Genomic DNA, 26,866 nt, shown 5'->3' with positions numbered 1-26,866 from the left:
GGGCCGGGCGCACCGGCGTACCCCTTCCGCCGCCTTCCCGGTGAGCCGCCGGCCCTCCGCGGCGGCCCGCTGACCGGGCGGCCAGGCCCGGCACGATCCGGACGAAAGGCCGGGCGCGGCTTCCCTCCTCAACTCCCAGCGCGTTCACTGGTGGTGACGCGTGGTGACTTCGACGAGGGGCGGCGATGAGCCGGATCGTTCTGCCGGTGCTGTACATGCCGTTCCGGGGGGCCGGGTGCAATCCGGGTGCGGCGGAGGCCGGGGAGGCCGTCCACCGGTGGGCCGCGGAGCAGGGCCTCGCCCTGTCACCCGTCGCCCGTACGAGGATGCTGCGTGCCCGCCCCGAGCTGCGGGCCTCGCTGCTCTTCCCCGACGCCTCGCGGGACCATCTCGCGCTCGTCTGCCGCTGGCTGTTCTGGACGCTCCTGGTGGACGACGAGTTCGACGACGGAGCCGCCGGTCACGATCCGCGACTGTGCGGGGAGACCATCGGCCGGCTGGTGGAGGTGTTCGACGGCGCCGCCCCGCGCAGCCCCGCGGAACACGCGTTGGAGGACCTCCGGGAGAGCACCTGCACCGGCAGTTCGCCGGAGTGGGAGCGGCGGTTCGGACGCCACACCGTCCGCTGGCTCTGGACGCGTTACGCGGAGGCCGCCGAGCGGGCCGCGGGACAGATGCCGAGCCGGGCCGACTTCGCGAGGCACCGGCGGGACTCGGGGACGATGCGCATGGTCCTGGACCTGCACGAGGTCGTCGCCGGGGTGGACCTTCCCGGGCCCGCGCGCGGCCTGCCCGCGTACACCGCTCTGCGTGAGGCGGTCGTCGCCCACGCGGGCCTGTGCAACGACATCTGCTCCGTGGAGAAGGAGGCCGTCGCCGGGAACGGCCACAACGCCGTCGTCCTCGTCCAGCGCGATCGGGGCTGCACCCTCCAGGAGGCGGTCAACGAGGCCGGCGTCCAGCTGTCCCGCATCGCCGAACGCCTCCAGCGCGCCGAGAAGGAGCTGGCAGGGCAGATCGAGGCGGCCGGGATCGAGGGGCCCGCGCGGGCGGCGCTGGAGCGCTGCGTACGGGACTACCGGGGCCTGGTGCGGGGCGACTTCGACTACCACGCGCGCGCGGAGCGCTACACGCGCCCCGATCTGGTCGAGGTCGACCGGCAAGGCACGCTGTCCCGCTGCTTCACCGCCTGACCAGAGCCCGCCGGGTCCGCCGCACCGCCTGATCCGGGCCCGCTTCACCACCCGAACCGGGCCCGCCGGGAGGCAGTCGGCCGACGGGGCTCCGTGCGCCCGTGATCGTGACCGGTCCGAGTCCGTGGAACTGGCACCGCCTGTGAAGAATGCGCGAAGATCGGGCCGTGCACCGGCCGGTAGCCGGTCACATCCCGCCCACTGCCGGCTCGGCAGTCATTCATCCTCGGGGACCCGACATGCGAGTGAAGCGAAGAATATGGGCCACGGCCGCCGTCGCGACGACGGCCGTGGCAGGTGTCCTGGTGTTCGAGGGGGTCACGGGCCTCTCCGAGGCACCCGACGACGTCGGCGCCTCGTCCGGCCCGGCGCGGACCGAAGTGCACCGGTCCGCGCTGAAGGTGTCGAAGGACGGGACGAGCGCCTCGCTGCGCCGGTCCGGCACCGAGCCGTTCAGCATGCTCGGCGTCACCTGGACCGATCCCTCGGCGAAGATCACCGGCACGGTCGAGGCCCGTACGCGCTCGCTGCCGAGCGGTGACTGGTCGGCCTGGCTGCCCATCGACACCGAGGTGGACGGGCGTACCGAAGCCGGTCGCCCCGGCACCCGGGGCACCACCGAGCCCCGCTGGGTCGGGCTCTCCGACGGCGTCGAGGTGCGCGTGTCCGCCGGGGACGGCGCCTCCGCCGGGCTGCCGGCCGGCCTGCGGCTCGACACCGTCGACCCGGGCCAGGTGGGCTCCGCTCCCGTCGCGTACGCCGTGGACGCCACCGAAGAGCCGTCGGCCGACCCCACGGACGCCACGTCGGAGCCCACCGACCCGTCCACCGAGCCGAGCGGACCGGCCGGCGGTGAGACCACCGAACCGGCGACCGAGGCCCCCAGCCCCAGCGCCTCCGTGGACCCGTCCACGACGGCGGAACCCTCCCCCACGGCCCCCACCGAGTCGCCGTCCGCCACCGCCGAGCCCACGGCGACGCTGCCGCCTCCCCTGCCGTCCACGGCGCCGAAGCCCCCGATCGTCTCGCGGGCCGACTGGAACGCCGACGAGTCGCTCAACGACGAGTCCCCCGACTACATGGACACGGTCAAGGCCGTGTTCGTGCACCACACCGCGCAGACCAACACGTACTCCTGCGCCGACTCGGCCGCGATCGTCCGCGGGCTGCACGCCTACCACGTCCAGTCGAACGGCTGGAAGGACCTCGGCTACAACTTCGTCGTCGACAAGTGCGGCACGGTCTTCGAGGGCCGCAAGGGCGGTGTCGACCGCGCGGTGCTCGGCGCGCACACCTACGGCTTCAACCGCGAGACGGCGGGCATCGCCGTCATCGGGCTGTACACGGACTCCGCGGCCGCGACCGCCGCGACGACGGCGGTCGCCAGGGTCGCGGCGTGGAAACTCGGCCAGTACGGCGTCAGCCCTTCGGGCACGGCCACGCTGACGGCGGGCGCGAACGGCAACAACTACGCGGGCAAGACGTTCACCGCGGGCACGGCGTACCCCTTCGCCACGGTCTCGGGACACCGCGACGGCTACAACACCGAGTGCCCCGGCACCAAGCTGTACGCCCAACTGCCCACGATCCGCGGTTACGCGGCCGGGCCCGTCACGGGTCTCGCGGTCAAGTCGGTGACCGGAGGGGTGCTTTCGGGCACGTCGTACTACACGAAGGCGGACATCACCGTCGGCTGGTCCGCGACCACGCCTGCCGTCCTCGTCACGAAGTACGAGCTGCTGGTGGACGGGAAGCCCGTCGCCACCACCACGGGCAGCGGCACCTCCGCCAAGGCCACCCTGGCCGTGGGCAGCCACAAGGTGCAGGTGCGGGCGACCCACCAGTCGGGGAAGACCTCCGTCTCCGCGGCGGCGACCGTCGTCGCCGACCGGACCGCGCCGGTCTTCTCCACGAAGCCGAACCTCTCGCTGCGCACCGGCACGGTCAGCACGACGGCCGTCCCGCTCACCCTGAAGTGGAAGGCGTCCGACGCGGTGCAGTTGCGGGACGTGCGCCTGACCGCTCCGGTCGCCAGGACCTACGGCCCGACGACCACGAGCGCGTCGCACACGGCGAAGTCCGCCGTGGCGACGACCTGGAGGATGACCGCGTTCGACCGGGCGGGCAACAGCCTGGCCGCCTCCGTCGCCGGCACCCCCGTCATCCTGCAGGAGTCCTCGGCGACGAGGAGCGGCAGCTGGACCACCAAGTCGTCGTCCAGCTATCTCGGCGGCAGGTCCTATTCGAGCGGCACCAAGAACGCCGCCCTGACCTGGACGTTCACCGGCCGCTCGGTCGCATGGGTGGTGTCCAGGGCGTCGACGTCCGGACAGGCGTACGTCTACGTGGACGGCGTCAAGGCGGCGACGGTGGACCTGAAGTCCTCCACCACCCAGTACCGCCAGGCGATCTGGACGAAGTCCTGGTCGGCCTCCGCCAAGCACACCGTCAAGATCGTGGTGGTGGGTACGAGCGGCAGGCCCACCCTCACCACCGACGGCCTGGTCTACCTCAAGTAGCCGGGCCTCCGCGCCGGACCGGCACCTGCCGGTCCGGGGCGGGTCAGGCCTTGTTCTGCGAGGCCCAGAACTCGTCGAAGGTGAGCTCGCCGTCACCGTTGCCGTCGTGGGCGTTGATGACGGCCTGCGCCACGGTCTCGGTGACGTAGGGGTCACCGAGCTGAGCCATGGCGCTCTTGTACTCGGCCGCCGTTATGCTGCCGTCGCCGTTCTGGTCGAAGCGCTCGAATGCCTTGCGTGCCGACTCGATGTCCGCCACTGTTCCGCCCCTTCGTTAAGCGTTGTTGACGGAGGTCAGATTATCCGGCGGCCCGGACGGCCCCGGCATCGCTCCGCCCCTCGCCGGACCGGGCCCGCGAGGGCGCCGGTGCGCGGGGACGCGGGCGTCAGGTCAGCAGCTCCGTCATGGTCACCGCGCGCATCCGGCGCCGGCCGATCTCGGCCAGGAGCAGGGGCAGGGCGGCGAGGGTGTCCCGGTGGCCGAAGTGCAGGCTCACCACGGCGCCGTTGCGGAGTTCGCCCGCGACCTTGCGGGTGACCGCCGCCGTCCCCGGCGAGGTGAGGTCCAGGGAGTCCACGCCGTAGGACAGGACGTGCGGATATCCGGCGCGGCGCGCCAGTTCCTGGACGAGCGGGGTGGCGTACCGGGCGCGTGAGGGCCTGAACCAGGTGCCGATCGACCCGGTGAGCCGCCGCAGGCGCCGGGCGCAGCCGGTGATCTCCGCGTACGCCCGCCCCTCGTCCAGCGCGTTGATGTCGAGGTGGCTCTGCGTGTGGTTGCCGAGGTCGTGGCCGCCGTCGAGGATCCGGCGCGCCATGTGGGGGTACCGGTCGAGCCAGCTGCCGACGGCGAGGACGGTGAGCCGGGCGCCCGCCTGTTCGGCCTCGGCGAGGACGGCACCGGCCAGGGCCGGGTCGCCCTGGCCGTGGAAGGTGAGGGCGACCCGGGGACGGCCGGCGGGGCCGCGCTCGATCTGGACCGGCTGTCCGGGGAAGCGGCGCGGTGCGGGGGCCGCGGTGGCGGTGGGGCGCACGGCGTCGCGAACCCCGCGTTCCCCCCGGGCCTTCTCCGCCGTGCCCGCCGAGGCCGGTGAGGATCCGCCGGGCGCGCACGCCGGGGCTGACGCGCCCGCCACGAGCGCTCCGGCCGCCGCCCGCAGGGCGTCCCGGCGGGGCATCACCGTCCCGCGACCGTCCATGCCGTCCACCTCGCGGGTCGGTTCGGGCGCTTGTCCCCGAGATCGCACACACAGTAGGACGAGATGAACGGAAGGGCGGGGAGACACCCTCAAGCAGTGATCAATGAATCACGCGGTGAAGCGGAAGAATGTGTGAAGAATGCCAGGCGCGTGACCCATCACACCTGCGATTGCGAAGCAAAAAGGGATGCAATGTTGCAGTATCGCCCGTTTCGCCGCTTTGGCTCCTCGGTCGCCCGTCTGCCATAGTCGGTGACACGACCTCCTCCGACCCGAGCCAGGTCCCACATGCGGCCGTGGACACACCCCCCATTCCACGGCCCCCTCAGAAGCCCCCGACGCGCCCCACCCCGGCCGACCGGGGGCTTCTGCGTGTCAGCGGTCCGAGGTGCGCATCTCGAACCAGGTGGTCTTGCCGCGGGGTAAGAGATCGACGCCCCAGCGGTCGGAGAGCTTGTCCACGAGGAAGAGCCCTCGCCCGCTGACATCCATCTCCCGGACCGGCATCAGACACGGCAGCCCGCGCGAGGGATCCCGCACCTCGATGCGGACCCAGCCGCGACGCCGCAGCATCCGCAGACCGAAGACCCGCGCACCGGTGTGCCGCACCGCGTTGCCCACGAGCTCCGAGACGAGCAGGACGCCGTGCTCGGCGGTCTGGGCGGGTAACTGCCACTGACGCAGCATCACGCACGAGGTGATCCGGCGGGCGGTGGCGGCGGACTCCGGACGGGACGGCAGGCGGACTTCGTCCTCCGTCGGATTACCGAACAACTCCAGCGCCTTGAACGCCTGTTCGTCTTCGCCGGCAGTCATCCAGCGTGCCGCCGTCGCGCTGCTGCGCGGTCGCGGCTGCTCCACACCCTCCAGGCCCGCCATGCCCCCCATCATGGCCGCACACAACGCTCTCCGTGACCGTTCCGACGGAATCCCTCACCCGGAACCAGTCATTCCGGGTTGGTTCTCCGGCATATGCCAGGGGCAGAAAGGGGGGTGTCGCACCCCACCCCACCTGCGCAGACACAGGTGGGGTGAGCAATTGCACGGGCGGAAGGGGCGCCGCACCTTAAGGTTCTCTTAAGGTGCGACTGATCCGCCCACACGGATGAACGCACGCGCCCCTGTACGCAACTCACTTTCGGTCAGAGGAATTTGGCCTTGCCCGGGCCCTCCTCCACGAAGCTGCGCATCCCCCGCTCCCGGTCCTCCGTGGCGAACAGACCGGCGAACCAGTTGCGCTCGATCGTCAGTCCCGTGTCGATGTCCGTCTCCAGGCCCGCGTCCACGGACTCCTTGGCGGCGCGCAGCGCGATCGCGGGCCCACGGGCCAGCCGGGCCGCCCACGCGTGCGCCTGCTCGTACACCTCCGCGGCGGGCACCACGCGGTCCACCAAGCCGATCGCCAGGGCCTCGTCGGCCCTCACCTGACGGCCCGTGAAGATGAGGTCCTTGGCCTTCGACGGACCGACGAGCCGGGCCAGGCGCTGGGTGCCGCCGGCGCCGGGGATCAGGCCGAGCAGGATCTCCGGCTGGCCGAACTTCGCGTTGTCGGCGGCGATCCTGAAGTCGGCGCAGAGCGCCAGCTCGCAGCCACCGCCCAGGGCGTAGCCGGTGACGGCGGCGACCACGGGCTTCGGGATGCGCGCCACGGCGGTGAAGGAGTCCTGGAGCGCCTTGGAGCGCGCGACCATCGCCGCGTGGTCCATCACCTGCATCTCCTTGATGTCCGCGCCCGCCGCGAACACCTTCTCGCCGCCGTAGAGGATCACCGCCCGCACGTCGTCGCGCCGGCCCGCCTCCTCGGCGAGCTCGCGCAGCCGGTCCTGGACCGCGACGTCCAGGGCGTTCATCGGCGGGCGGTCCAGGCGGATCGTGCCGACGTTGTCGCTTACTTCGAGGGTTACGGTCATGGGGGCAGGTTAACCGTCGCTAACGGCAGCGGGCCCGGTGCCGTTGGTCACAGCACCGGGCCCGCTCCCGCGTACGGGCGGGGGGATCTACTTGATCCACTCCGACCAGTCCATGTTCCAGCCGTTGAGTCCGTTGTCCGGCTGGATCACCTTGTCCTTGGAGTTCTTGACGATGACGACGTCGCCGATCAGGGAGTTGTCGAAGAGCCACGCGGCGGGCGTCTTGCTGTCCCACGCGCCGCGCACGTCCCGCAGGCCCACGCAGCCGTGACTGGTGTTGGTCGTGCCGAAGATGCCCGACGCGCCCCAGTAGTTGCCGTGGATGAAGGTGCCCGAGGTCGACAGGCGCATCGCGTGCGGCACGTCCTTGATGTCGTACTCGCCGCCGAAGCCGACGGTGTCACCGTTCATCCGGGTCACCTTGAGCTTCTCGCTGATGACCATCTGCCCGTTGTACGTGGTCGTGGCCGGAGCACCCGCGGAGATCGGGATGTCCTTGATCTGCTTGCCGTCCCGGACCACCTTCATCCGGTGGGAGCTCGCGTCGACGGTGGAGACCTGGCTGCGCCCGATGGTGAACTTCACGGTCTTGGCCTGCTTGCCGTAGACCCCCGGCCGCCCCTCGACGCCGTCGAGGTCGAGGCGCAGGGTCACCTTGGTGCCGGCCGCCCAGTACTCCTCGGGACGGAAGTCGAGGCGGTCGTTGCCGAACCAGTGCGGCTCGATCTGCACGGCCGGCTCCGCCGTCACGCTGATCGCCTTCTCCACGGCCGCGGGGTCGGTGATGCCGCGGGTGAAGTGGATCGACACCGGCATGCCGACGCCGACGGTCGAACCGTCCTCCGGCGTGTACTGGCCGATGAAGGTGTTCTGCGGGACCAGCGTGGTGAAGCTGGTGTCCTTCGCGGACTCACGGCCCTTGGAGTCCTTGGCCACCGCGTGGACGGTGTACTTCGTCGCGGCGGCGAGGTGACGGTCAGGCACCCAGCTGCGGCCGTTCCCGGCTATCTTGCCCCCGACCTCCTTGCCCTTGGGGTCGGCCACCTTCACCGTGCTCAGCTTGCCCTGGGCGGCCGTGATCTTCAGCGCCCCGCTCGTCGCCACGTCGTCGGCGCCGTCCTTGGGCGCGATGGTCACCACCGCCTGCGAGGCGCTGGTGTCGTCGACCTTCGCGCCGCCCGCCTTGCCCTTGTCGTCGTCGCCGGCGTTCGCGTTCCCGCCGCAGGCGGTCACCAGCAACAGCAGCACCCCCAGGACCGGAGCGAGAAGGACGGGGGCCTTACGCCCGCGCCGTCCTCCGCTCCTGCCGGTCCACTCCCCCGATATCGGCTGCCCGTTCAATGTGGTCGTCTCCCCTCGCACGGCCCTGGCCCCGCCATGGCCCGCACCCCCGCGCGCTGTACATGCACGCCCGGCGCTAGATAATCACACCGCGCGTAAGGAGAACTCCTCCGGAATGTCACTGTTCGGTCCCAAGTCGTCCCACCCCGCCCCCGGGTGGTCCCGGAGACGGTGTCTCCGGGACCTGTGCAGGTCGGACCGGGGGTCACCGCAGGGCGGAGCCCGCCTTCCACTCGGGCCAGCCGAGGTTCCAGCCGCCGAGGCCGTTGTCCGGAGCGACGGTCTTGTCCGCGGAGTTGACCACCTCGACGACGTCGCCGATGAGCGTCCGCTCGAAGAACCATCCAGCCGGGGTGTCGGAGCTGCCGCCCTTCACGTCACGCAGCCCGATGCAGCCGTGGCTGGTGTTCTCGGAGCCGAAGACGTCCGGGGACTCCCAGTAGTTGCCGTGCAGGAAGGTGCCCGACTTCGTCAGCCGGACGGCGTGGGGCACGTCCTTGATGTCGTACTCCCCGCCGAAGCCGACGGTGTCGCCGTTCATCCGGGTCACGTCGTGCAGTTCGGAGACCACCATCTTCCCGTTGTACGTGGTCCGCTTCTCGGCGCCCGCCGAGATCGGTACGGTGCTGACGAGTTCGCCGTCGCGCCGTACCTCCATGGTGTGTGCCGCGGCGTCCACCAGTGAGGTCTGGGAACGGCCGATACGGAAGGTCACCTTCTTCCGCTGGCTGCCGTAGATCCCCGGCGCGCCCTCGACGTCGCGCAGTCCCACGTCGACGGTCACCTCGGTGCCCGGCTCCCAGTAGCCGGCGGGGCGGAAGTCCAGCCGGTCCTTGCCGAACCAGTGGCCGACGACCTCGACCCGGGGCTTCGTGGTGATCCTGATGGCCTTCTCCACGGCGGCACGACGGGTGACCGGCCGGCTGAAGTCGAAGGAGACGATCATTCCGGTGCCCACGGTGGAGCGGTTCTCCGGCTTGAAGTAGCCGATGAACCGGTCCTCGGGGACCAGGGTGGTGAAGGTGGTGCTGCGCGCCGAGCGGTGGCCGTCCTCGTCGACGGCGACGGCCTCGACGCTGTACTTGCCGGCCAGCCCGAGCCGGTACCCCTTGTCGCGGGGCGCCCATGAACGGCCGTCCTCGGCGATCCGGCCCGGTACCTCCTGGTGTTCCGCGTCCTCGATCCGTGTGACCTTCACCCGTTCGAGCCGTCCGTCGGGGACGGTGACCCCGAGCCGGCTGTCGGCGCCGACGTCGCGCGCCCCGTCCTCGGGGACGATCCGGATCGCGTCCCCGGGTGCGCGGTCGTCCCCGAAGAACGACCTCGCCTCGGTGCAGCCCGTGAGTACGGCCAGCACGGTGAACAGTCCTGCCCATGTCAGCACGGCGGCCGAACCCGCCCGTGCTCTCTTCGCTTCGTGGTTCACGCTCCCCCCAACGACGGGACGGCCCGGGGGGCACGTGAGTGCGGGCCCCGCCGTGGGCAGAACAAAGGGGGAGGACCCCACCAGGAAGGCCGCGGCCGGGACGCCGTACGCCCTCTCTCCGGGTACCGGTCCTACGAGCCGCAGGAGGCCCAGAGGTGTCGAGTACAGCCGAGCAGGAGGAAACGCCACGCATCGCGGGGCGGACGGGGGCGCCCGGACCGGCCCCGGTGGGCAGCGCCGGTGAACCACCCGTATGGCCGGGTGCTCCCATGCCGCTGGGCGCCCGCTTCAGGGTGGGCCCGGACGGCGTGGCCGGCACCAACTTCGCCCTCTGGGCGGGCGGGGCCGAGGCCGTCGAGCTCTGTCTCTTCGACGAGCACGGCGGTGAGATCCGGCTCCGGCTGACCGAACTCACCCATGAGATCTGGCACGGCTTCGTCCCCGGGGTCGGCCCAGGGCAGCGGTACGGCTACCGGGTGCACGGCCGCTGGGACCCGTGGACCGGTGCCCGCTGGAACGCGGCGAAGCTGCTCCTCGACCCGTACGCCCGAGCGGTGGACGGTTCCTTCAGCCTGCCGCCGGAGGTCTACGGGCACATGCGGGACTGGCCGGACCAGCATGTCGCGGACACGGTGCGCGACGACCGGGACTCGGCTCCGTTCGTGCCCAAGGCCGTCGTGGTGCACGACGACGACGACTGGGCGGAGGACCGCAGGCCCAAGACCCCGTGGGCGGACTCCGTCATCTACGAGCTGCACGTACGCGGCTTCACCAAGCTCCACCCGGACATCCCCCCGGAACTGCGCGGCACCTACGCCGGACTGGCCCACCCGGCCGCCGTCGGCCATCTGCGGCGCCTCGGGGTGACGGCGGTCGAGCTGCTCCCGGTCCACCAGTTCGCCCACGAGGACCACCTCCTGCGGCGCGGGCTGCACAACTACTGGGGCTACAACTCCATCGGCTACTTCGCCCCGCACGCCGGCTATGCCGCCAACGGCACGGCGGGGGCGCAGGTCGGCGAGTTCAAGCAGATGGTGCGCGCCCTGCACGACGCCGGGATCGAGGTGATCCTCGACGTGGTCTACAACCACACGGCGGAGGCCGGCGAGCTCGGCCCGATGCTGTCCCTGCGGGGCATCGACAACCGCGGCTACTACCGCCTCCAGCAGGACGCCCGCCGTTACGCGGACTACACGGGCTGCGGCAACACCCTGCACGTGGTGCAGCCGCAGGTGCTGAGGCTGATCACGGACTCGCTGCGCTACTGGGTGACGGAGATGGGGGTCGACGGCTTCCGCTTCGACCTGGCGGCGGCACTCGCCCGCTCGATGCACGACGTCGACATGCTCTCCCCCTTCCTCGCGGTCATCGCGCAGGACCCGGTGCTGCGCCGGGTCAAGCTGATCGCCGAGCCGTGGGACGTCGGCAACGGCGGTTACCAGGTGGGGGCCTTCCCGCCCCTGTGGACCGAGTGGAACGACCGCTACCGGGACGCCGTGCGCGACTTCTGGCGCGGCGCCCTGCCCGACGTACGCGACATCGGCTACCGGCTCACCGGGTCGAGCGACCTGTACGCGTGGGGCGGCAGGCGGCCGTACGCCTCCGTCAACTTCGTCACCGCGCACGACGGTTTCACCCTGCGCGACCTGGTCAGTTACGAACACAAGCACAACGAGGCCAACGGCGAGGGCAACCGCGACGGCACGAACGACAACCGCGCCTGGAACTGCGGCGCGGAGGGCGAGACCGACGACGCGGACGTCAACGCCCTGCGCCGCAGGCAGCTGCGCAACCTCCTGACCACGCTCCTCCTGTCGACCGGGGTGCCGATGCTGGTGGCCGGCGACGAGATGGGCCGCACCCAGGGCGGGAACAACAACGCCTACTGCCAGGACAACGAGGTCAGCTGGGTGGACTGGTCGCTCCTGGAGGACCCCCGGTGGCGCGAGCTGACCGAGCTGACCGCCCGGGTGCTGGCCCTGCGCCACCGCCACCCGGTGCTGCGCCGGAGGGCGTTCTTCGCCGGGACGCCCCAGGCCCCGGACGGGCTGCGGGACCTGGCCTGGTTCACGGACCGGGGGGCGGAGATGACCGAGGGCGACTGGTACGCGCCGGCGGCGACCCTCGGCCTCTATCTGTCCGGGCGCGACATCCCCGGCCGCGACGCCCGGGGCGGGCAGATCACCGACGACAGCTTCCTGGCGGTGCTGCACGCGGACCACCGGCCCTGCGACTTCACGCTGCCCGGGCCTCCCTGGGCCCAGTCCTACGAAATGGTGCTGGACACCTCACGCGAGGAGCAGTCCACCGCCCCGGGGACGGTCCACCAGGGCGGTACGGCGCTCACGGTGCCGGGGAGGACGGTGCTGCTGCTGCGGGTGACGGGGTGAGCGGGCGCGCTCAGCCGAGGATGCCGCGCTCGTAGGCGACGGCGACGGCGGCCGCGCGGTCCTTCGCCCCCAGCTTGGCGAAGACGTGCGTGAGGTGGGTCTTCACGGTCGCCTCGCTGATGAACAGTTCGGCGGCGATCTCCCGGTTGGAGGTCCCCCGGGCGACGAGTCCCAGCACCTCGCGCTCGCGCGCGGAGAGCGACTCGTTGCCCGGCGCCGTGGGGGTGCGCACCCGTGAGACGAGGCGGGAGGCCACGGCGGGCGACAGCACGGTGCGGCCGTCGGCGGCGGCACGTACGGCGGTGAAGAGCTCGTCCCGGGGCGCGTCCTTGAGCAGGTAGCCGGTCGCACCCGCCTCGATGGCGGGCAGGGTGTCGGAGTCGGTGTCGTACGTGGTGAGGACGAGCACCCGGGAACGGGCGCCGCGCCGGGTCAGTTCGGCGATGGCCGCCACACCCCCGCCGCCCGGCATCCGCAGGTCCATGAGCACGACGTCGGGGTCCAGACGGCCGGCGAGCTCCACGGCGGCCACGCCGTCCGCCGCCTCGCCGAGCACCTCGAAGCCCGGCGCGGCGGCGAACATGCCGCGCAGGCCGTCGCGTACGACGGGGTGGTCGTCGACGACCAGGAGGGTGATGACGCGCGCGGTGCCCGTAACCTCAGTCATATCGCCCCAGGTTAGTGCGCGTCAGACGCGCCGGACCAGCGGTACCCGCGCGGAGACGGCCGTGCCCTGGCCGGGTTCCGACTCGATCTCCACCGTGCCCGCGATCCGTTCGGCGCGGGCCCGCATCCCGCCGAGGCCGAAGCCGCCCGTGCCGGTGCGGGCGGGCAGGGCGGCCGGGTCGAAGCCGCAGCCGTCGTCGCGGATGTCCAGGGTGATCTCGTCCCCCATGTAGGAGAGGGTGACGCCCGCCCGTGCCGCACCGGAGTGCCGGGTGGCGTTGGCGAGGGCCTCCTCCGCGATACGGAGAAGGGTCGCGCCGACCTCGTCGTGGAGCGGCTCGACGGTGCCGGTGACGGTGAACTCCGCCCGTACACCGCTGCGTTCGGCATACCCGTCGACCGTCTTGCCGAGCGCGCGCGGGAGGTCGTCGTGCTCCAGCGCGGCGGGCACCAGGTTGTGGACGGAGCGGCGGGCCTCGCCGAGGCTGTGGCGGGCCAGCGCGGCGGCCCGCTCCAGGTGGACGCCGGCCGTCCCGGGGTCGGTGTCGCGGGTGGAGGCGACGGCCTGGAGCTGCGCGATGATGCCGGTCAGCCCTTGGGCGAGGGTGTCGTGGATCTCGGCCGCGAGCCGCCGCCGCTCGTCGTCGACCCCGGCCTCGCGGGCCTGCACGAGGAGCTGGGCGTGCAGGGCCGCGTTCTCCGCCATGGCCTCCTCCAGCCGGATGTTGGTGCGTTCGAGCTCGGCGATGGTCTCGGCCTGGACGCGGGCCTTCTCCTCCTCGCGCATCCCGACGTTCCAGAAGAAGAGGGCGAGGGAGGAGTTGAGGACGTAGAGGGCGCCGAAGGCGAACCAGTTCATCAGGGAGGCGGGCGGCAGCCCTCCGCTCTGCGAACCGGCCAGGGTGGCCGCGGTGGCGAGCAGCCCGATCCGGACGGCGGGCTTGGGCAGCAGCGGCTCGACGTCGAAGTAGCCGAGGGCCGCGTAGATCGCGAAGAACGGGTTGAGCCAGGTCAGGGCGAAGGCGAGGGCGGTCCGCAGCGCGTAGTACGCCACCGCGGCGGACGCGGCAGGCGCGGTACGCGGGCGGGCCCGGCCCCACCATGCCTGGAGCCCGTAGGCCACCGCCACCAGCACCCCGGCCGTGTACATCTCCGCGCGGGTCATGAGGAGGCCTGCGGCGACGGCGGAGACGAGGGTGGCCAGGGTGAGGACGGCGTAGGGCCCGTACCGGTAGAACTGCTCCCAGCGGTCCTCGATCGGGCGGGGCGCCATCGGGTGGGGCGCCACCGTGACACGCGGATACGGAGGGCGCGGCGGCTGCGTCATGCGCGCAGTCTCCCCCCGGCCGCCCGCGCCCGTCACTCCCCCACCCCCTGCGGGCGCGGACCGGCTCCGTGTCACTGCCACCGGAAGAGACGGCTCGCCGCGTATCCCAGCAGCGCGGTCCACGCCGCGACGACGCCCAGGCAGGCCCAGCTCGGCCAGTGGCCGGAGGCGGCCTGGTCCAGTGCCTGCGCGGCTGCGCCGAAGGGCGTGAACTCGACGATGCGGCGCAGGGTGTCGGGCATCGCCTGGACGGGCACCCAGACCCCGGCGGTGAACATCATCACGAGATAGGCGACCGAGCCGGCCGCCGTGGCCGCCTTCGTCGTACGGGACAGGGCGCAGATGGTGGCGCCCATGGCCAGCACGACGGCGACCGCGAGCAGCAGCGCCAGGACGTAGCCGGTCAGGTGCCCGGGGAGGGGGACGTCGTAAAGGAGGCGCCCCACCGTCAGGACCAGGAGCGCCGAGCCGAGGGCGGCGGCTCCGTGCAGGGTGATCTGCGCGGTGAGGAGGGCGGCGGGCCGCACCGGGGTGGTGGACATGCGGCGCAGGATGCCGCGTTCGCGGTAGGAGGTGAGGACCGGCGGCATCGCCTGGAGCCCGGCCATGATCATGGCGAGCAGGATCGAGACGGGGACGTAGAGGTCGATGACCCGGCGTCCGGCGAGGCCGTCGTCCGCTTCCTTGAAGGCGGGTACGAAGCCGAGGATGACCAGGAGGACGGACGGGAAGACGAGGATCCAGAACAGGCTGCCGGGTTCGCGGAGGAAGAGCCGGGTCTCCGTCCTGAGGACGGCGGCGGCAGGGGCCGGGTGGGACGCGGTGGTGGGCATGGTCGTGGTCATGAGGCCTGTTCCGTGAGGTCGAGGAAGACGTCGTCCAGGCCGGCGTCGACGACGCGCAGCTGACGGGCCGTGACGTGGTGGCGGGCCAGGAGCGTGACGACGGCGTTGGCGGTGTCGTCGGTACCGTGGATGACGACCCTGCCGTCGGGTTCGGCGACCTCGACGGAGACCGCTCCGGGCAGGCCCGCGAGGTCGGCGGGCGCCAGCGGTGCCGACGGGGTGAAGGAGATGGCGGTGGATCCCGCTGAGCTGCCGATGAGCCCGCCGGGGGTGTCCAGCGCGACGACCCGGCCCTTGTCGATCACCGCGATCCGGTCGCAGAGCCGCTGGGCCTCCTCCATGAAGTGGGTGACCAGGAGGACGGTCACCCCGCTGTCCCGGATCTCCTCGATGAGCCGCCAGGTGTCGCGGCGGGCCCGGGGGTCGAGGCCGGTGGTGAGCTCGTCCAGCACGACCACGCGCGGGTTCCCGATGAGCGCGAGCGCGATGAAGAGGCGCTGCTTCTGTCCGCCGGACAGCTTGGCGAAGGGGCGGTCGAGGTGTCCTTCCAGCCCGAGCCGTGCGGCGAGCGCGCGCCATTCGGCGGGCCGGGGGTAGAACGCGCTGTAGAGCTCCAGCGCCTCCCGCACGGTCAGTTTGGGCTGGAGCTCGCTCTCCTGGAGCTGGGCACCCAGCAGCTGGGTGATCTCCTGCCGGTCGGTGGCCGGGTCGAGCCCGGCGACCCTGACGGTGCCGGCGTCGGGCACCCGCAGGCCCTCGACGCATTCGACGGTGGTGGTCTTCCCGGCTCCGTTGGGGCCGAGGATCCCGAAGATCTCCCCCTCGTCGACGGTGAAGCTCACCCCGTCGACCACGGGACGGCCCCCGTAGGCCTTGCGGACCCCGTTCACTTCGATGATTGCCATGCCCGTAAGGATTCCGCCGGGCGTCCGGGGCCGGTATCCGCCGTCACGCTCGGACCGGCATCAGCCGATCGGTTGACCGCGCCGTACGACCCGGCAGGCACGACCGGAAAATCACGTGAGCGATGTCAGTGGTGAACCATAGGCTCGCTCCTGATGCCCGAAAAACCTGCAGAGCCCACGGACCGGTCCGCCGTGCGCTCCCTCCTGCGTCTGTGGCCCTACGTCAGACCCGTGCGTGCGCGCTGGATCGGCGCCGCCTTCGTGGCGGTGCTGGCATCCTGTCTCGCCCTGGTGATCCCCCTGGTCCTGAAGTGGATGGTGGACGGCCCGGTCGCCGACCGTGATCCGGGCGGGGTCTGGCTGGGTGCGCTCTACCTGCTGCTCCTGGGCATCGCCGAGGCGGGGCTCTTCGGGCTCCGGCGGTGGCTGGTGGCCCGGCCGCTGGCCGGGGTGGAGGCGTCGATGCGCGCCGACCTCTACCGCCATCTGCAGCGGCTGCCCGTGGCCTTCCACGACCGCTGGCCCTCGGGGCAGCTGCTGTCGCGCGGGACCACGGACCTGATGCTGCTGCGCATGTTCCTGGCCTTCCCGCTGACGTTCCTGCTGGTCAACGGCACGACGATCCTGATCGGTTTCGTGATCCTGTTCGCCCAGGAGTGGTCGCTGGGGCTGGTGCTCCTCGCACCCGCCGTGCCCCTGATGATCCTCTGCTCGCTCTTCGAGACGAAGTACGCGGTGGTGGCACGCCGGGCCCAGGACCAGGTCGGTGATCTGACCACGGTCGTCGAGGAGAGCGTGCTCGGCATCCGCATCGTCAAGGGTTTCGGCCGCAACCGCAGCCAGGCGCTGGCGTTCCGGGCGCTCGCCCAGCGGCTGCGCACCACGGAACTGGGCAAGGCCCGGCTGCTCGCCGGGATCTGGGCGCTCATCACCGCCATCCCGGAGCTGGCGATCGGGGCGGCGCTGGTACTCGGCACCATCGAGGTCGCGGACGGGAATCTGTCGGCCGGGACGCTCGTCGCGTTCCTCTCGACCGCCCTGGCGCTGCGCTGGCCGGTCGAGTCGATCGGCTTCCTGCTGGCGATGAGCCAGGAGTCCGCGACGGCCGCCGACCGCTACTTCGAGGTGATGGACGTCCCGGAGGAGGCGGAACCCGAGCCGGGGACAGGAGCGAAGGCGCGCGACGAAGGGGGGCTCGTCCTCGACGGGGTGGAATTCCGCTACCCCGACGCAGACCCCGGCTCCCCTCCCGTGCTGGCCCGGATCGACCTGCGGATCCGCCCCGGCGAGACGATGGCGCTGGTGGGGGCCACGGGTTGCGGGAAGACGACGCTGACGGCGCTCGTCCCCCGGCTGCACGACGTCACGGCCGGCCGGATCCTGCTGGACGGCGAGGACATCGCCGCCATGGAGCGTGCCCGGCTGCGTGAGCTGGTGTCGGTGGCCTTCGAGGAGCCGACCCTCTTCTCGGCGACCGTGGGCGAGAACGTGCTGCTGGGGGCGGAGGGCGCGAGCGAGGCGGACCTCCTCCGGGCGCTGTCCGTCGCCCAGGCCGACTTCGTCCACGACCTTCCGCAGGGTGTGGACACCCAGGTCGGCGAGCAGGGCCTGAGCCTCTCCGGGGGCCAGCGGCAGCGGCTCGCGCTGGCCCGGGCCGTGGTCGGCGAACCCCGTTTCCTGGTACTCGACGACCCGCTCTCCGCTCTGGACGTGCACACCGAGGCGCTGGTGGAGGCGGCTCTGCGGCGTGTGCTGGAAGGGACGACGGCCCTGGTCGTCGCCCACCGGCCGTCCACGGTGATGCTGGCGGACCGGGTGGCCCTGCTGTCCGGCGGCCGGATCAAAGCCGTGGGCACCCATCAGGAACTCCTGCGCACCGACGCCGAGTACGCCTGGCTGATGTCCGGTGAACGGGGCACCGGCGTCCCCGTCACCGTCCCCAAGGAGGGCAGCACCCGATGACCAGTACGACTGCCGACGGCCCCGCCCTCACCGGCGACGACCTGCCCGAAGGACGGGCGGGCGGGCCGCGCGACGACGGGGACCTGTTCGACCACGACGCACTGCCCGCCCCGCGCGGGGCCACCTGGGCCCTGCTGACCTCCCTGCTCGGGCCGCTGCGGGCCAGGGTGGCCGTGGCGGCCCTCGTCCTGCTCCTCCAGCAGGCCGCCGTGCAGGCGGGCCCCCTGCTCGTCGCGTACGCCATCGACAGCGCGGTGCCCGCGTTCCGGGACCACGACTACGGTCCGCTGGCGGCCGTGGGCATCGGGTACGCGGTGTGCTCGGTGGGCGCGGGAGTCCTCCAGTACGCCTTCATCCGGGCCGCCGCGCGGATCAACCAGGACGTGCTGCTCGACCTGCGCGGACGGATCTTCCGGCACGCGCAGGCGCTGAGCGTGGACTTCCACGAGCGGTACACCTCGGGCCGGCTCATCTCGCGGTCCACCACCGACGTGGAATCCCTGCGCGAGCTGCTGAGCGAAGGGCTCCAGGAACTGATCGGCGTGGTCCTGTCGTTCGTGTCGATCTCCCTCATGCTGCTCTGGCTCGACCTCGGCATCGGGTCCATCGCGGTGGCCTCCTTCGTGCCGCTGTACCTGTTGGTGCGGAACTACCGCCGGCGGGCGTCCGAGGCCTATTCGGCGCGCTCCTCGGCGATCGCGGCGGTCATCGTGAAGTTCGCCGAGACGATGAACGGCATCCGGCCCGTGCAGGCTTTCCGCAGGGAGCGTGCCAACGACGGGGACTTCGCGGTCCTCAACCGCCGTCACGAGCGGAGGAACGGCGACGCACTGCTGGAGATGGCCCGTTACGTCGTCGGCTCCCGTCTCGTCGCCAACACGGCGGTGGCCGCCATGGTGCTGTGGGGGGCCTACCGGGTCGCCTCGGGCACACTGGCGCTCGGTGTACTGGCCGCGGCGGTGCTCTACCTGCGGCGGCTGTACGACCCGATCGACCGGCTCGCGATGTTCCTCAACTCCTACCAGTCGGCCGCGGCCTCGCTGGAGAAGATCGCCGGTCTGCTGGCGCAGACGCCCACCGTGCCCGAGCCGGTCGCGCCGAAGACGCTGCCCGCCCTGACCGGTGAGCACCCGGGCCGTGAGGTCACCTTCGACGAGGTGCGGTTCGCGTACCGGACCGGCGGCGAGGTCCTTCCGCGGTTCGGGCTGACGATCCCGGCGGGCCAGACCGTGGCCGTGGTCGGCTCGACGGGTGCGGGGAAGTCGACGCTCGCCAAGCTGCTGGCGCGCTTCTACGACCCCACGGAGGGCCGGGTCCTGCTGGACGGCACCGACCTGCGCGACCTGGCGACGCCCGAACTGCGCCGCGGTGTGGTGATGGTGACGCAGGAGGCGTTCCTGTTCTCCGGGACGATCGCCGAGAACATCGCGATCGGGCGCCCGGAGGCGGGCCCCGAGGAGATCGAGCGCGCCGCCAAGGCCATCGGGGCGCACGACTTCATCGCCTCGCTGCCCGACGGCTACGAGACGGACGTCCGTAAGCGGGGCGGGCGGATCTCCGCCGGTCAGCGGCAACTCGTGGCGTTCGCCCGCGCGCTGCTCGCGGACCCGGCCGTCCTGATCCTCGACGAGGCGACGAGTTCGCTCGACGTTCCCGGGGAGCGCGCGGTGCAACGGGCCATGGACACCGTCCTGCACGGGCGTACGGCGGTGGTCATCGCCCACCGGCTGTCGACGGTCGAGATCGCGGACCGGGTGCTCGTGATGGAGCACGGCCGGATCGTGGAGGACGGTACGCCCGCAGAACTCATCGGCGGTGACGGGCGTTTCGCCGGGCTGCACAAGGCGTGGCGGGAGAGCCTGGCCTGAGGGGTCCCGCCGGCCAGGGGCCACGACGGCGGAGACAGGCCATGAGGGACGGCGCGGAACTGGCCACAGTTCCGCGCCGTCTCAGCACGTGGTCCCCCTCCGCTTCGCCTGCCGCCCCCCGCGCGGCGTTCACCGGGGCGGAACCTCAACGCACCCTGCGAATACAGGGTTCGGGGCGCCTCGGCGGGGTCGCTGCCACCCTCGGGTGACACACGGGGAAACGTTCGCTTAACGAACACGGCACTTCCGGCAACGGACGACTTCCGGCCAATGTGTTGACGCGGTCCTGACACACCACTGCTTCTGCTGGCACTCTTCCCCCGTTCCACGCACCGCCTGCTCTGCCGGCCGACTCACCCAGTCGGCCGTGACCCCCCTCGCAGAAGGAGTCCGCGTGAGACCCACGCACAGCCGTCGTGCCACAGCGACCGGCGCTCTGATAGCCGCAGCAGCACTCCTCGCCGTCGGAATGCAGGGCGGTGCCGCCACGGCCGCCCCCGAGGCCGCCACCGCGGCCCCGGCCGCCGCGGTGAAGGGCGCAGACCCCGGCGCACTCCCCGCGAAGCTCTCCCCGGCGCAGCGCGCCGAGCTGCTCAGGGAGGCGAACTCGACCAAGGCGGCGACCGCCGAGGAACTCGGGCTCGGCGCCACGGAGAAGCTCGTCGTCCGCGATGTCGTCAAGGACGTCGACGGCACGACCCACACCCGCTACGAGCGCACGCTGGGCGGCCTCCCCGTCCTCGGCGGCGACCTGGTCGTCACCGCGTCGAAGGCGGGCGCGACCGAGGGAGTCACCAAGGCCTCCAAGGCGACCGGCGCGCAGCTGAAGGCCGTCGGCAGCACGGCCGACGTCGCCCCGGCCACCGCCGAGAAGCAGGCGCTCACCGCGGCCCGCGCCGACGGCTCGAAGAGCACCGAGGCGAGCAAGGCCCCGCGCAAGGTCGTCTGGGCGGCGAGCGGCACCCCGCAGCTGGCCTACGAGACGGTGGTCGGCGGGCTCCAGCACGACGGCACGCCCAACGAGCTGCACGTCATCACGGACGCCTCGTCCGGCGCCAAGCTCTACGAGTGGCAGGCCATCGAGAACGGCACGGGCAACACCCAGTACAGCGGCCAGGTCACGCTGGGCACGTCGGGCTCCGGCAGCTCGTACAACCTGACCGACTCGGCGCGCGGCAACCACAAGACGTACAACCTGAACCGCGGCACCTCGGGCACGGGGACGCTGTTCTCCGGCACCGACGACGTCTGGGGCAACGGCAGCGCGTCGAACACCGAGACGGCCGCCGCCGACGCGCACTACGGCGCCGCGGAGACCTGGGACTTCTACAAGAACGTCATGGGCCGCAGCGGCATCAAGGGCGACGGCGTGGGCGCGTACTCCCGCGTCCACTACGGCAACAACTACGTCAACGCCTTCTGGTCCGACAGCTGCTTCTGCATGACGTACGGCGACGGCAGCGGCAACCTCGCGCCCCTGACCTCGCTGGACGTGGCGGCCCACGAGATGACGCACGGCGTCACCTCGAACACCGCCGGTCTCAACTACAGCGGTGAGTCGGGCGGTCTCAACGAGGCCACCTCCGACATCTTCGCGGCGGGCGTGGAGTTCTACTCCAACACCGCCACCGACCCGGGCGACTACCTCGTCGGCGAGAAGATCGACATCAACGGCGACGGCACCCCGCTGCGTTACATGGACAAGCCGAGCAAGGACGGGGCGTCCAAGGACTACTGGTACTCCGGCATCGGTTCGGTCGACGTCCACTACTCCTCGGGTCCGGCGAACCACTTCTTCTACCTGCTCTCCGAGGGCAGTGGCGCCAAGACCGTCAACGGGGTGTCCTACAACTCCCCGACCTCGGACGGCCTTCCGGTGACCGGCATCGGCCGGGACAAGGCGCTGCAGATCTGGTTCAAGGCGCTCACCACGAAGTTCACCTCCACCACGAACTACGCGGCGGCCCGCACCGGCACCCTCGCCGTGGCCGGTGAGCTGTACGGCACCACGAGCGCCGAGTACACGGCGGTCGCCAACGCGTGGGCCGGCATCGCCGTCGGCTCCCGTCCCGGTGGCGGCGACCCCGACCCGGGCGGCACGGTCTTCCAGAACACGACCGTCAAGGCCCTCGCCGACCGGAGCACCACCAACATCCCCGTCGTCGTCAGCGGCGTCACGGGCAACGCGCCCAGCGACCTCTCGGTGGCGGTGAACATCACGCACACCTACCGCGGTGACCTCGTCCTCGACCTGGTCGCCCCGGACGGTACGGCGTACCGGCTGAAGAACTCCTCGTCGAGCGACTCCGCGGACAACGTGGTGGCGACCTACACGGTCAACGCCTCGTCCGAGGTGGCCAACGGCACGTGGAACCTGAGGGTCCAGGACGCCTACTCCGGCGACACCGGCACCTTCAACAGCGTCAAGCTCACGTTCTGATCCTCCGCCGGCGCCGAGCGGGCGCCGGCGGAACACGGAACGCCGCGGACCGGGCGGCCCGGGGGAGCGTGCTCCCCCGGGCCCTCGCGCGTTCAGCCGGGGAGGTTCTGCTCCGCCCAGACGACCTTGCCGGTCGCGGTGCGGCACGAACCCCACCTGCGGCACAGCAGGTTGATGAGCTGCAGCCCCCGCCCGCCCTCGTCGCTGACGTCGGCGTGCTGGATCTGCGGCAGATCGGGTCCGGTGTCGGCGAGCTCCACCTGGAGCCGCTCGTCGTACAGCAGCCTGAGCCGGCCGGGGCCGCCGCCGTAGCGCAGGGCGTTGCCGACCAGTTCGCTGACGACCAGTTCCGTCACGTCGGCGAGTTCGTCCAGGCCCCAGCGGCCGAGCTGCTCGGTGACCAGCTTGCGCGCGGTGGAGGCGGGGTTGCCCTCGGTGGGCAGGTCCCACTCCCGCAACCGCAGCTCCTGCGGCGGCTCGTGGCCCCCCGCGACGAGCAGCACCGCCTCGTCGAAGCGTCCGTCGTCCTGGCGCGGCGAGGTGAGCGGGCCCCCGGCGTCGAGCTGCCCGGGCTCCATCGCGGCCACGGACGTGCGCAGCCGCTCCAGCTGTACGTCCACGTCGTCGGTCCTGGTCTTGATCAGCCCGTCGGTGTACAGCACCAGCCGGCCACCCGCCGGGCCGCGCAGCCGCAGCGGGTCGTACGGGATGACCCCGGCGCCCAGCGGCGCCCCGACCGGTACGTCGACGTAGCGGGCGCTGCCGTCGGGGCCGACCAGCAGCGGCGGCGGATGACCCGCGCTCGCGACGGTGTAGCTGGAGTCCGCCGGGTCGTAGACCGCGCACAGGCAGGTGGCGACCTGGTCGTCCTCCAGATCGCGGGTCGCCAGGTCCAGCCGGGCGAGCACCCGGTCGGGCGCGATGTCCAGGGTCATCAGGGTCCGGGCGACGGTCCGCAGCCGCCCCATGGTGGCGGCGGCGGGCAGGCCGTGGCCGGTGACGTCGCCGACGACCAGCGCCGTACGCCCGCCGGGGAGCGCGACGACGTCGTACCAGTCGCCGCCCACCCCGTGCGCGTCGACCGCGGGGGCGTAATGGGCGTGCACCCCCAGCCCCGGGGTGTGGGGCGTGGCACGCGGGAGCAGGGACCGCTGCAGCGACACGACGTGCTGGCGTTCCCGTCCGTAGAGCCGGGCGTTGTCGATGAACACAGCTGCCATGGCGGCCAGTTGACTCGCCAGGTCCAGGTCGGCGCGGTTGAAGGGCGGGCTGTTCCCGGCGCGTACGAAGTCGGCGGAGCCCAGCAGGACACCGCGGGCGATCAGCGGCACCGCCATGTAACTGTGCACACCCTGACGGCGCATCGCCCGCGCGGCGCTGTCGGTGGGCGTGACGCGCCGGTAGTCCTCCAGGGTCATCCGGCTGACCAGCACGGGCCGGCCGTTGCGCAGGCACTCGGTGGTCAGCAGCGTCTCGCGGCGCTCCCGGCGGTCGACCACCTCGCCCACCGGAGCGGGTTCGAGTTCGTTCAGCGCGTCGATGGCCCGGACCGCCATGGCGCGGGTGACGGGGACCGCCGCGCCGGTGACGCGTTCACCCTCCTCGCCGCGCAGCACCGACTCCAGCACGTCGACGGCGGCGCCGTCGGCCAGCCGCGGGACGCTGTAATCCGCCAGCTCCTCGGCCGTCCGCTCCAGGTCGAGGGTCGTGCCGATACGGGTGCTCGCGGCGTTGAGCCAGCGCATCCGGGCCGCGGTGGTGAAGCGGTCGCCGCGCAGCGGGACGGATTCCGGGCGGCGGACGTGCAGCGGCCTGGATGTGCCGTTCCGCGCGGCCAGCCGACGGGTCAGGCGTCTCGCTCGGCCTCCGCCGCCGTTCACCGTGCTGACCTCCACTCGCGTCCCGGTCAGGGAACGCCTCGCTGTCACGTCGGTGGCTGCTGGAGCACACCGGCACGGTTGTCATGTTAGCGAGATCACGGCGAAAACACCCCTGCCGGTTCGGCGGTGAGCGGGCGGGCACAGGGGTGGGCCCGGCGCCGCACACACGCGCCGGGCCCACCGGGAACCGTGACGTCAGCGCAGGAGCACCCCGCCGCCGTCGACCGTGGCCGCGTTCGGCACCGCGACGAGGCCGAGCTCCGCGCCCGACGCGAGCAGCGGATGCGAGGGCAGCACACGCACGGTGTAACCGTACGGGCCCGTGCGGTCCAGGGCGAGCGGGCCCTCGTACAGCCAGCGGTCCTCCAGGTCGTGGCCGCCGGCCGGCTTCAGCGGAAACGTCTGGGCGTCCGCGATCGCGTCACCGGAGTCGACCCGCCCTGCGACCACCTGCACCTCGACGTCGTCCGGGTCGAGGCCGCCGAGGGCGATCCGGACCCGGAGCGCCAGCGTCGACCCCAGCTCGGCGGAGCCGCCCACGACCGTGTCGGCCGAGGCCTCCACGTGGTCGACGGCGACCTGGGGCCAGGCCGCACGGATCCTGGCCTTCCAGGCGGCGAGTTCACGCGCCGTCGCGGGCTCCAGCGCCCTGCGGGCGAGCGCCGCGGGGGCGTAGAGCCGTTCCACGTACTCCCGCACCATCCGCCCCGCGAGGACCTTGGGGCCCAGGGTGACCAGGGTGCGGCGGACCATCTCGATCCACCGCTCGGGCAGATCCTCCGCGTTGCGGTCGTAGAAGCGCGGTGCGACGCGGTCCTCGATCAGCGAGTAGAGGGCGCCCGCCTCCAGCTCGTCGCGCCGCTCCTCGTCGGTGGCGGAGCCGTCGGCGGTGGGGATCGCCCAGCCGAAGTCGGGCTCGAACCACTCGTCCCACCAGCCGTCCCGCACGGAGAGGTTGAGGCAGCCGTTGAGCGCCGCCTTCATCCCGCTGGTGCCGCAGGCCTCCAGCGGGCGCAGCGGGTTGTTGAGCCACACGTCGCAGCCCGGGTAGAGCTTCTGCGCCATCCCCATGCCGTAGTCCGGCAGGAAGACGATGCGGTGACGCACCTTCGGGTCGTCCGAGAAGCGCACCAGCTCCTGGACCAGCCGCTTGCCGCCGTCGTCGGCGGGGTGGGCCTTGCCGGCGACCACGATCTGGATGGGGTGCGTGGGGTGGAGCAGCAGGTCCCGCAGCCGGTCGCGGTCGTGCAGCATGAGCGTCAGCCGCTTGTACGAGGGCACCCGCCGGGCGAAGCCGATGGTCAGCACGTCCGGGTCGAGGACCCCGTCGATCCAGCCCAGTTCCGCGGTGCCCGCGCCGCGCCTGCGCCAGGAGGCGTAGAGCCGCTTGCGGACCTCGGCGACGAGCTGCTCGCGCAGCCCCCGGCGCAGGTCCCAGATCTCGCGGTCGGGGACGGTGGTGACCGCGTCCCAGCGTCTGGGCGGGGCGGCGGCCGCTCCCGCCGCGCTGTCCGTCCGGCCGATCCCGGCACCCGAGAGCGCGTCCTCCGCGCGTTCGGATCCGACGGTGAGGGCGCCGAGGCGGAGAACCTCGGGGGCGACCCAGGTCGGGGCGTGCACCCCGTTGGTCACCGAGGTGATCGGCACCTCGGAGGGGTCGAATCCCGGCCACAGCCCGGAGAACATCTCCCGGCTGACGGATCCGTGGAGGGTGGAGACCCCGTTGGCGCGCTGGGCGAGCCGCAGGCCCATCACCGCCATGTTGAAGAGGTCGGGCTCGCCGCCGGGGTACGTCTCCATGCCGAGGCGCAGGATCCGTTCGACGGGGACGCCGGGCAGCTCGCCGTCGTCACCGAAATGACGGGCCACGAGCTGGCGTTCGAATCGGTCTATGCCGGCGGGCACCGGGGTGTGGGTGGTGAACACGGCGCCCGCCCGGACGACCTCCAGGGCGGCGTCGAAGTCCAGGCCGGCCTCGGCCAGTTCCCGGATGCGTTCCAGACCGAGGAATCCGGCGTGCCCCTCGTTGGTGTGGAACACCTCGGGGGCGGCGTGCCCGGTCAGCCGGCAGTAGGTGCGTACGGCGCGCACCCCGCCGATGCCGAGCAGCATCTCCTGGAGCAGCCGGTGGTCGCTGCCGCCGCCGTAGAGCCGGTCGGTGACGTCGCGCTCCCCCGGTGCGTTCTCCTCGACGTCGGAGTCGAGGAGCAGCAGGGGTACGCGGCCGACCTGCGCCTGCCACACGGAGGCGTACAGGGAGCGCCCGCCGGGCAGGGCGAGCACCACCCTGCTGGGCGTGCCGTCGGCCTCCCGCAGGAGGGTGAGCGGGAGCTCGTTGGGGTCCAGTACGGGGTAGTGCTCCTGCTGCCAGCCGTCCCTGGAGAGGCTCTGGCGGAAGTATCCGTGACGGTAGAGCAGGCCGACCCCGATGAGCGGCACGCCCAGGTCGCTGGCGGCCTTCAGGTGGTCCCCGGCCAGGATGCCGAGACCTCCGGAGTACTGGGGCAGGGCGGCGGTGACCCCGAATTCGGGTGAGAAGTAGGCGATGGCGGCGGGGAGCTCCGCGCCTTGGGAGAGCTGGTCCTGATACCACCTCGGACCGTCGAGGTAGGCGTTCAGGTCCTCGGACACCTCGGTGAGGCGGCGCAGGAAGTGCTGGTCCCCGGCCAGCTCGCCGAGGCGCGCGGCGGAGACGGCGCCGAGCAGGCGCACGGGGTCCGCGTCCGCGGGCCGCCAGCCCTCGGGGTCGGCGGCCTGGAAGAGCTGTTGGGTCTCGGTGTGCCAGGACCAGCGCAGGTTGCGGGCGAGGTCGCTGAGCGGTCGCAGGGGTTCGGGGAGGACGGGACGCACGGTGAATCGACGAATGGCCTTCACGTATCCCACCTTTACAGGGGACGTACGGATCCGAGGGGACGCACGACGGTGTACGCCCTCTCCGTCACCCTCGACGGTAGCGGTGCGGCGCGCCGGGCAGCCACGGCGCGCGACCGGCTCA

At 72.1% G+C, this 26,866-nt stretch carries 18 protein-coding genes; 6 read left to right on the top strand and 12 right to left on the bottom strand.

What is annotated here, in order from left to right; all coding sequences use genetic code 11:
• Positions 1-185: 185 nt before the first annotated feature.
• Positions 186-1,193, top strand: a complete 1,008-nt coding sequence (locus tag ACFYQ6_RS13285; protein ID WP_361573892.1) for a terpene cyclase — start codon at positions 186-188, stop codon at positions 1,191-1,193.
• Positions 1,194-1,432: 239 nt separating this feature from the next.
• A complete protein-coding gene (locus ACFYQ6_RS13280; RefSeq protein WP_388762920.1) occupies positions 1,433-3,712 on the top strand; it encodes an N-acetylmuramoyl-L-alanine amidase in 2,280 nt (759 codons plus the stop codon).
• A 43-nt stretch (positions 3,713-3,755) separates the two neighbouring features.
• Here the strand turns inward: ACFYQ6_RS13280 and ACFYQ6_RS13275 are convergent, their stop codons facing one another.
• The 6 genes from ACFYQ6_RS13275 to ACFYQ6_RS13250 all read right to left on the bottom strand — a co-directional run bounded on the left by ACFYQ6_RS13275 (position 3,756) and on the right by ACFYQ6_RS13250 (position 9,588).
• The gene (locus ACFYQ6_RS13275; RefSeq protein WP_203182564.1) at positions 3,756-3,971 is read right to left on the bottom strand and encodes an EF-hand domain-containing protein; all 216 of its coding nucleotides are present in this window, start codon (positions 3,969-3,971) and stop codon (positions 3,756-3,758) included.
• A gap of 127 nt (positions 3,972-4,098) precedes the next feature.
• Positions 4,099-4,911 (bottom strand): polysaccharide deacetylase family protein, encoded by an 813-nt coding sequence (locus ACFYQ6_RS13270; protein ID WP_361573888.1) that lies wholly within the window; start codon positions 4,909-4,911, stop codon positions 4,099-4,101.
• A 375-nt stretch (positions 4,912-5,286) separates the two neighbouring features.
• Positions 5,287-5,802, bottom strand: coding sequence for an ATP-binding protein (locus ACFYQ6_RS13265; protein ID WP_356738485.1), 516 nt, complete (start codon positions 5,800-5,802; stop codon positions 5,287-5,289).
• A 251-nt stretch (positions 5,803-6,053) separates the two neighbouring features.
• Positions 6,054-6,821, bottom strand: coding sequence for an enoyl-CoA hydratase/isomerase family protein (locus tag ACFYQ6_RS13260; RefSeq protein WP_388762917.1), 768 nt, complete (start codon positions 6,819-6,821; stop codon positions 6,054-6,056).
• 87 nt (positions 6,822-6,908) lie between these two features.
• Complete coding sequence (locus tag ACFYQ6_RS13255) at positions 6,909-8,162, bottom strand: Ig-like domain-containing protein (RefSeq protein ID WP_361573883.1); 1,254 nt, start codon at positions 8,160-8,162, stop codon at positions 6,909-6,911.
• Between the two features lie 205 nt (positions 8,163-8,367).
• Positions 8,368-9,588 carry an Ig-like domain-containing protein gene (locus tag ACFYQ6_RS13250; RefSeq protein ID WP_388762915.1) on the bottom strand — a complete coding sequence of 407 codons (1,221 nt, stop codon included), beginning with the start codon at positions 9,586-9,588 and terminating at the stop codon, positions 8,368-8,370.
• A 155-nt stretch (positions 9,589-9,743) separates the two neighbouring features.
• Between ACFYQ6_RS13250 and glgX the strand changes: the two genes are divergently transcribed.
• Entirely contained in the window at positions 9,744-11,978 is a 2,235-nt protein-coding gene (gene glgX / locus ACFYQ6_RS13245; protein ID WP_388762913.1) for a glycogen debranching protein GlgX, read from the top strand.
• A gap of 10 nt (positions 11,979-11,988) precedes the next feature.
• Here the strand turns inward: glgX and ACFYQ6_RS13240 are convergent, their stop codons facing one another.
• The 4 genes from ACFYQ6_RS13240 to ACFYQ6_RS13225 form a co-directional block, all read right to left on the bottom strand.
• Positions 11,989-12,645 carry a response regulator transcription factor gene (locus ACFYQ6_RS13240; protein ID WP_361573879.1) on the bottom strand — a complete coding sequence of 219 codons (657 nt, stop codon included), beginning with the start codon at positions 12,643-12,645 and terminating at the stop codon, positions 11,989-11,991.
• Positions 12,646-12,666: 21 nt separating this feature from the next.
• On the bottom strand, positions 12,667-13,971 hold the full coding sequence (locus ACFYQ6_RS13235; RefSeq protein ID WP_388762911.1) for a histidine kinase: 1,305 nt from the start codon (positions 13,969-13,971) through the stop codon (positions 12,667-12,669).
• A 71-nt stretch (positions 13,972-14,042) separates the two neighbouring features.
• Positions 14,043-14,816 (bottom strand): ABC transporter permease, encoded by a 774-nt coding sequence (locus tag ACFYQ6_RS13230; RefSeq protein ID WP_361573875.1) that lies wholly within the window; start codon positions 14,814-14,816, stop codon positions 14,043-14,045.
• Positions 14,813-15,721, bottom strand: a complete 909-nt coding sequence (locus ACFYQ6_RS13225) for an ABC transporter ATP-binding protein (protein WP_388762909.1) — start codon at positions 15,719-15,721, stop codon at positions 14,813-14,815. Before ACFYQ6_RS13225 ends, ACFYQ6_RS13230 begins: the two co-directional genes overlap by 4 nt.
• 153 nt (positions 15,722-15,874) lie before the next feature.
• Here ACFYQ6_RS13225 and ACFYQ6_RS13220 point away from each other — a divergent pair, with 153 nt between their 5' ends.
• The 3 genes from ACFYQ6_RS13220 to ACFYQ6_RS13210 all read left to right on the top strand — a co-directional run bounded on the left by ACFYQ6_RS13220 (position 15,875) and on the right by ACFYQ6_RS13210 (position 21,991).
• Entirely contained in the window at positions 15,875-17,683 is a 1,809-nt protein-coding gene (locus ACFYQ6_RS13220) for an ABC transporter ATP-binding protein (protein ID WP_388762907.1), read from the top strand.
• Positions 17,680-19,551, top strand: a complete 1,872-nt coding sequence (locus ACFYQ6_RS13215) for an ABC transporter ATP-binding protein (protein WP_361573869.1) — start codon at positions 17,680-17,682, stop codon at positions 19,549-19,551. Before ACFYQ6_RS13220 ends, ACFYQ6_RS13215 begins: the two co-directional genes overlap by 4 nt.
• Before the next feature lie 394 nt (positions 19,552-19,945).
• On the top strand, positions 19,946-21,991 hold the full coding sequence (locus ACFYQ6_RS13210; protein ID WP_388762905.1) for a M4 family metallopeptidase: 2,046 nt from the start codon (positions 19,946-19,948) through the stop codon (positions 21,989-21,991).
• Positions 21,992-22,083: 92 nt separating this feature from the next.
• Here the strand turns inward: ACFYQ6_RS13210 and ACFYQ6_RS13205 are convergent, their stop codons facing one another.
• Complete coding sequence (locus ACFYQ6_RS13205) at positions 22,084-23,871, bottom strand: SpoIIE family protein phosphatase (RefSeq protein WP_388763029.1); 1,788 nt, start codon at positions 23,869-23,871, stop codon at positions 22,084-22,086.
• 195 nt (positions 23,872-24,066) lie between these two features.
• Positions 24,067-26,745 carry an alpha-glucan family phosphorylase gene (glgP, locus tag ACFYQ6_RS13200; protein WP_361573865.1) on the bottom strand — a complete coding sequence of 893 codons (2,679 nt, stop codon included), beginning with the start codon at positions 26,743-26,745 and terminating at the stop codon, positions 24,067-24,069.
• Positions 26,746-26,866: the final 121 nt, after the last annotated feature.

Source organism: Streptomyces sp. NPDC005494 (genome assembly GCF_042872025.1).
Classification (GTDB): Bacteria; Actinomycetota; Actinomycetes; order Streptomycetales; family Streptomycetaceae; genus Streptomyces.
Note: the sequence above shows the minus strand (reverse complement) of the source record. Positions and strands in the feature narration are given on the sequence as shown.

Coding starts and splice junctions, on each gene's coding strand:
- ACFYQ6_RS13220 (WP_388762907.1), top strand. CDS start 15,875: ATGCCCGAAAAACCTGCAGAGCCCACGGACCGGTCCGCCGTGCGCTCC.
- ACFYQ6_RS13215 (WP_361573869.1), top strand. CDS start 17,680: ATGACCAGTACGACTGCCGACGGCCCCGCCCTCACCGGCGACGACCTG.
- ACFYQ6_RS13280 (WP_388762920.1), top strand. CDS start 1,433: ATGCGAGTGAAGCGAAGAATATGGGCCACGGCCGCCGTCGCGACGACG.
- ACFYQ6_RS13270 (WP_361573888.1), bottom strand. CDS start 4,911: ATGGACGGTCGCGGGACGGTGATGCCCCGCCGGGACGCCCTGCGGGCG.
- ACFYQ6_RS13235 (WP_388762911.1), bottom strand. CDS start 13,971: ATGACGCAGCCGCCGCGCCCTCCGTATCCGCGTGTCACGGTGGCGCCC.
- ACFYQ6_RS13240 (WP_361573879.1), bottom strand. CDS start 12,645: ATGACTGAGGTTACGGGCACCGCGCGCGTCATCACCCTCCTGGTCGTC.
- ACFYQ6_RS13260 (WP_388762917.1), bottom strand. CDS start 6,821: ATGACCGTAACCCTCGAAGTAAGCGACAACGTCGGCACGATCCGCCTG.
- ACFYQ6_RS13230 (WP_361573875.1), bottom strand. CDS start 14,816: ATGACCACGACCATGCCCACCACCGCGTCCCACCCGGCCCCTGCCGCC.
- ACFYQ6_RS13225 (WP_388762909.1), bottom strand. CDS start 15,721: ATGGCAATCATCGAAGTGAACGGGGTCCGCAAGGCCTACGGGGGCCGT.
- ACFYQ6_RS13285 (WP_361573892.1), top strand. CDS start 186: ATGAGCCGGATCGTTCTGCCGGTGCTGTACATGCCGTTCCGGGGGGCC.
- ACFYQ6_RS13265 (WP_356738485.1), bottom strand. CDS start 5,802: ATGATGGGGGGCATGGCGGGCCTGGAGGGTGTGGAGCAGCCGCGACCG.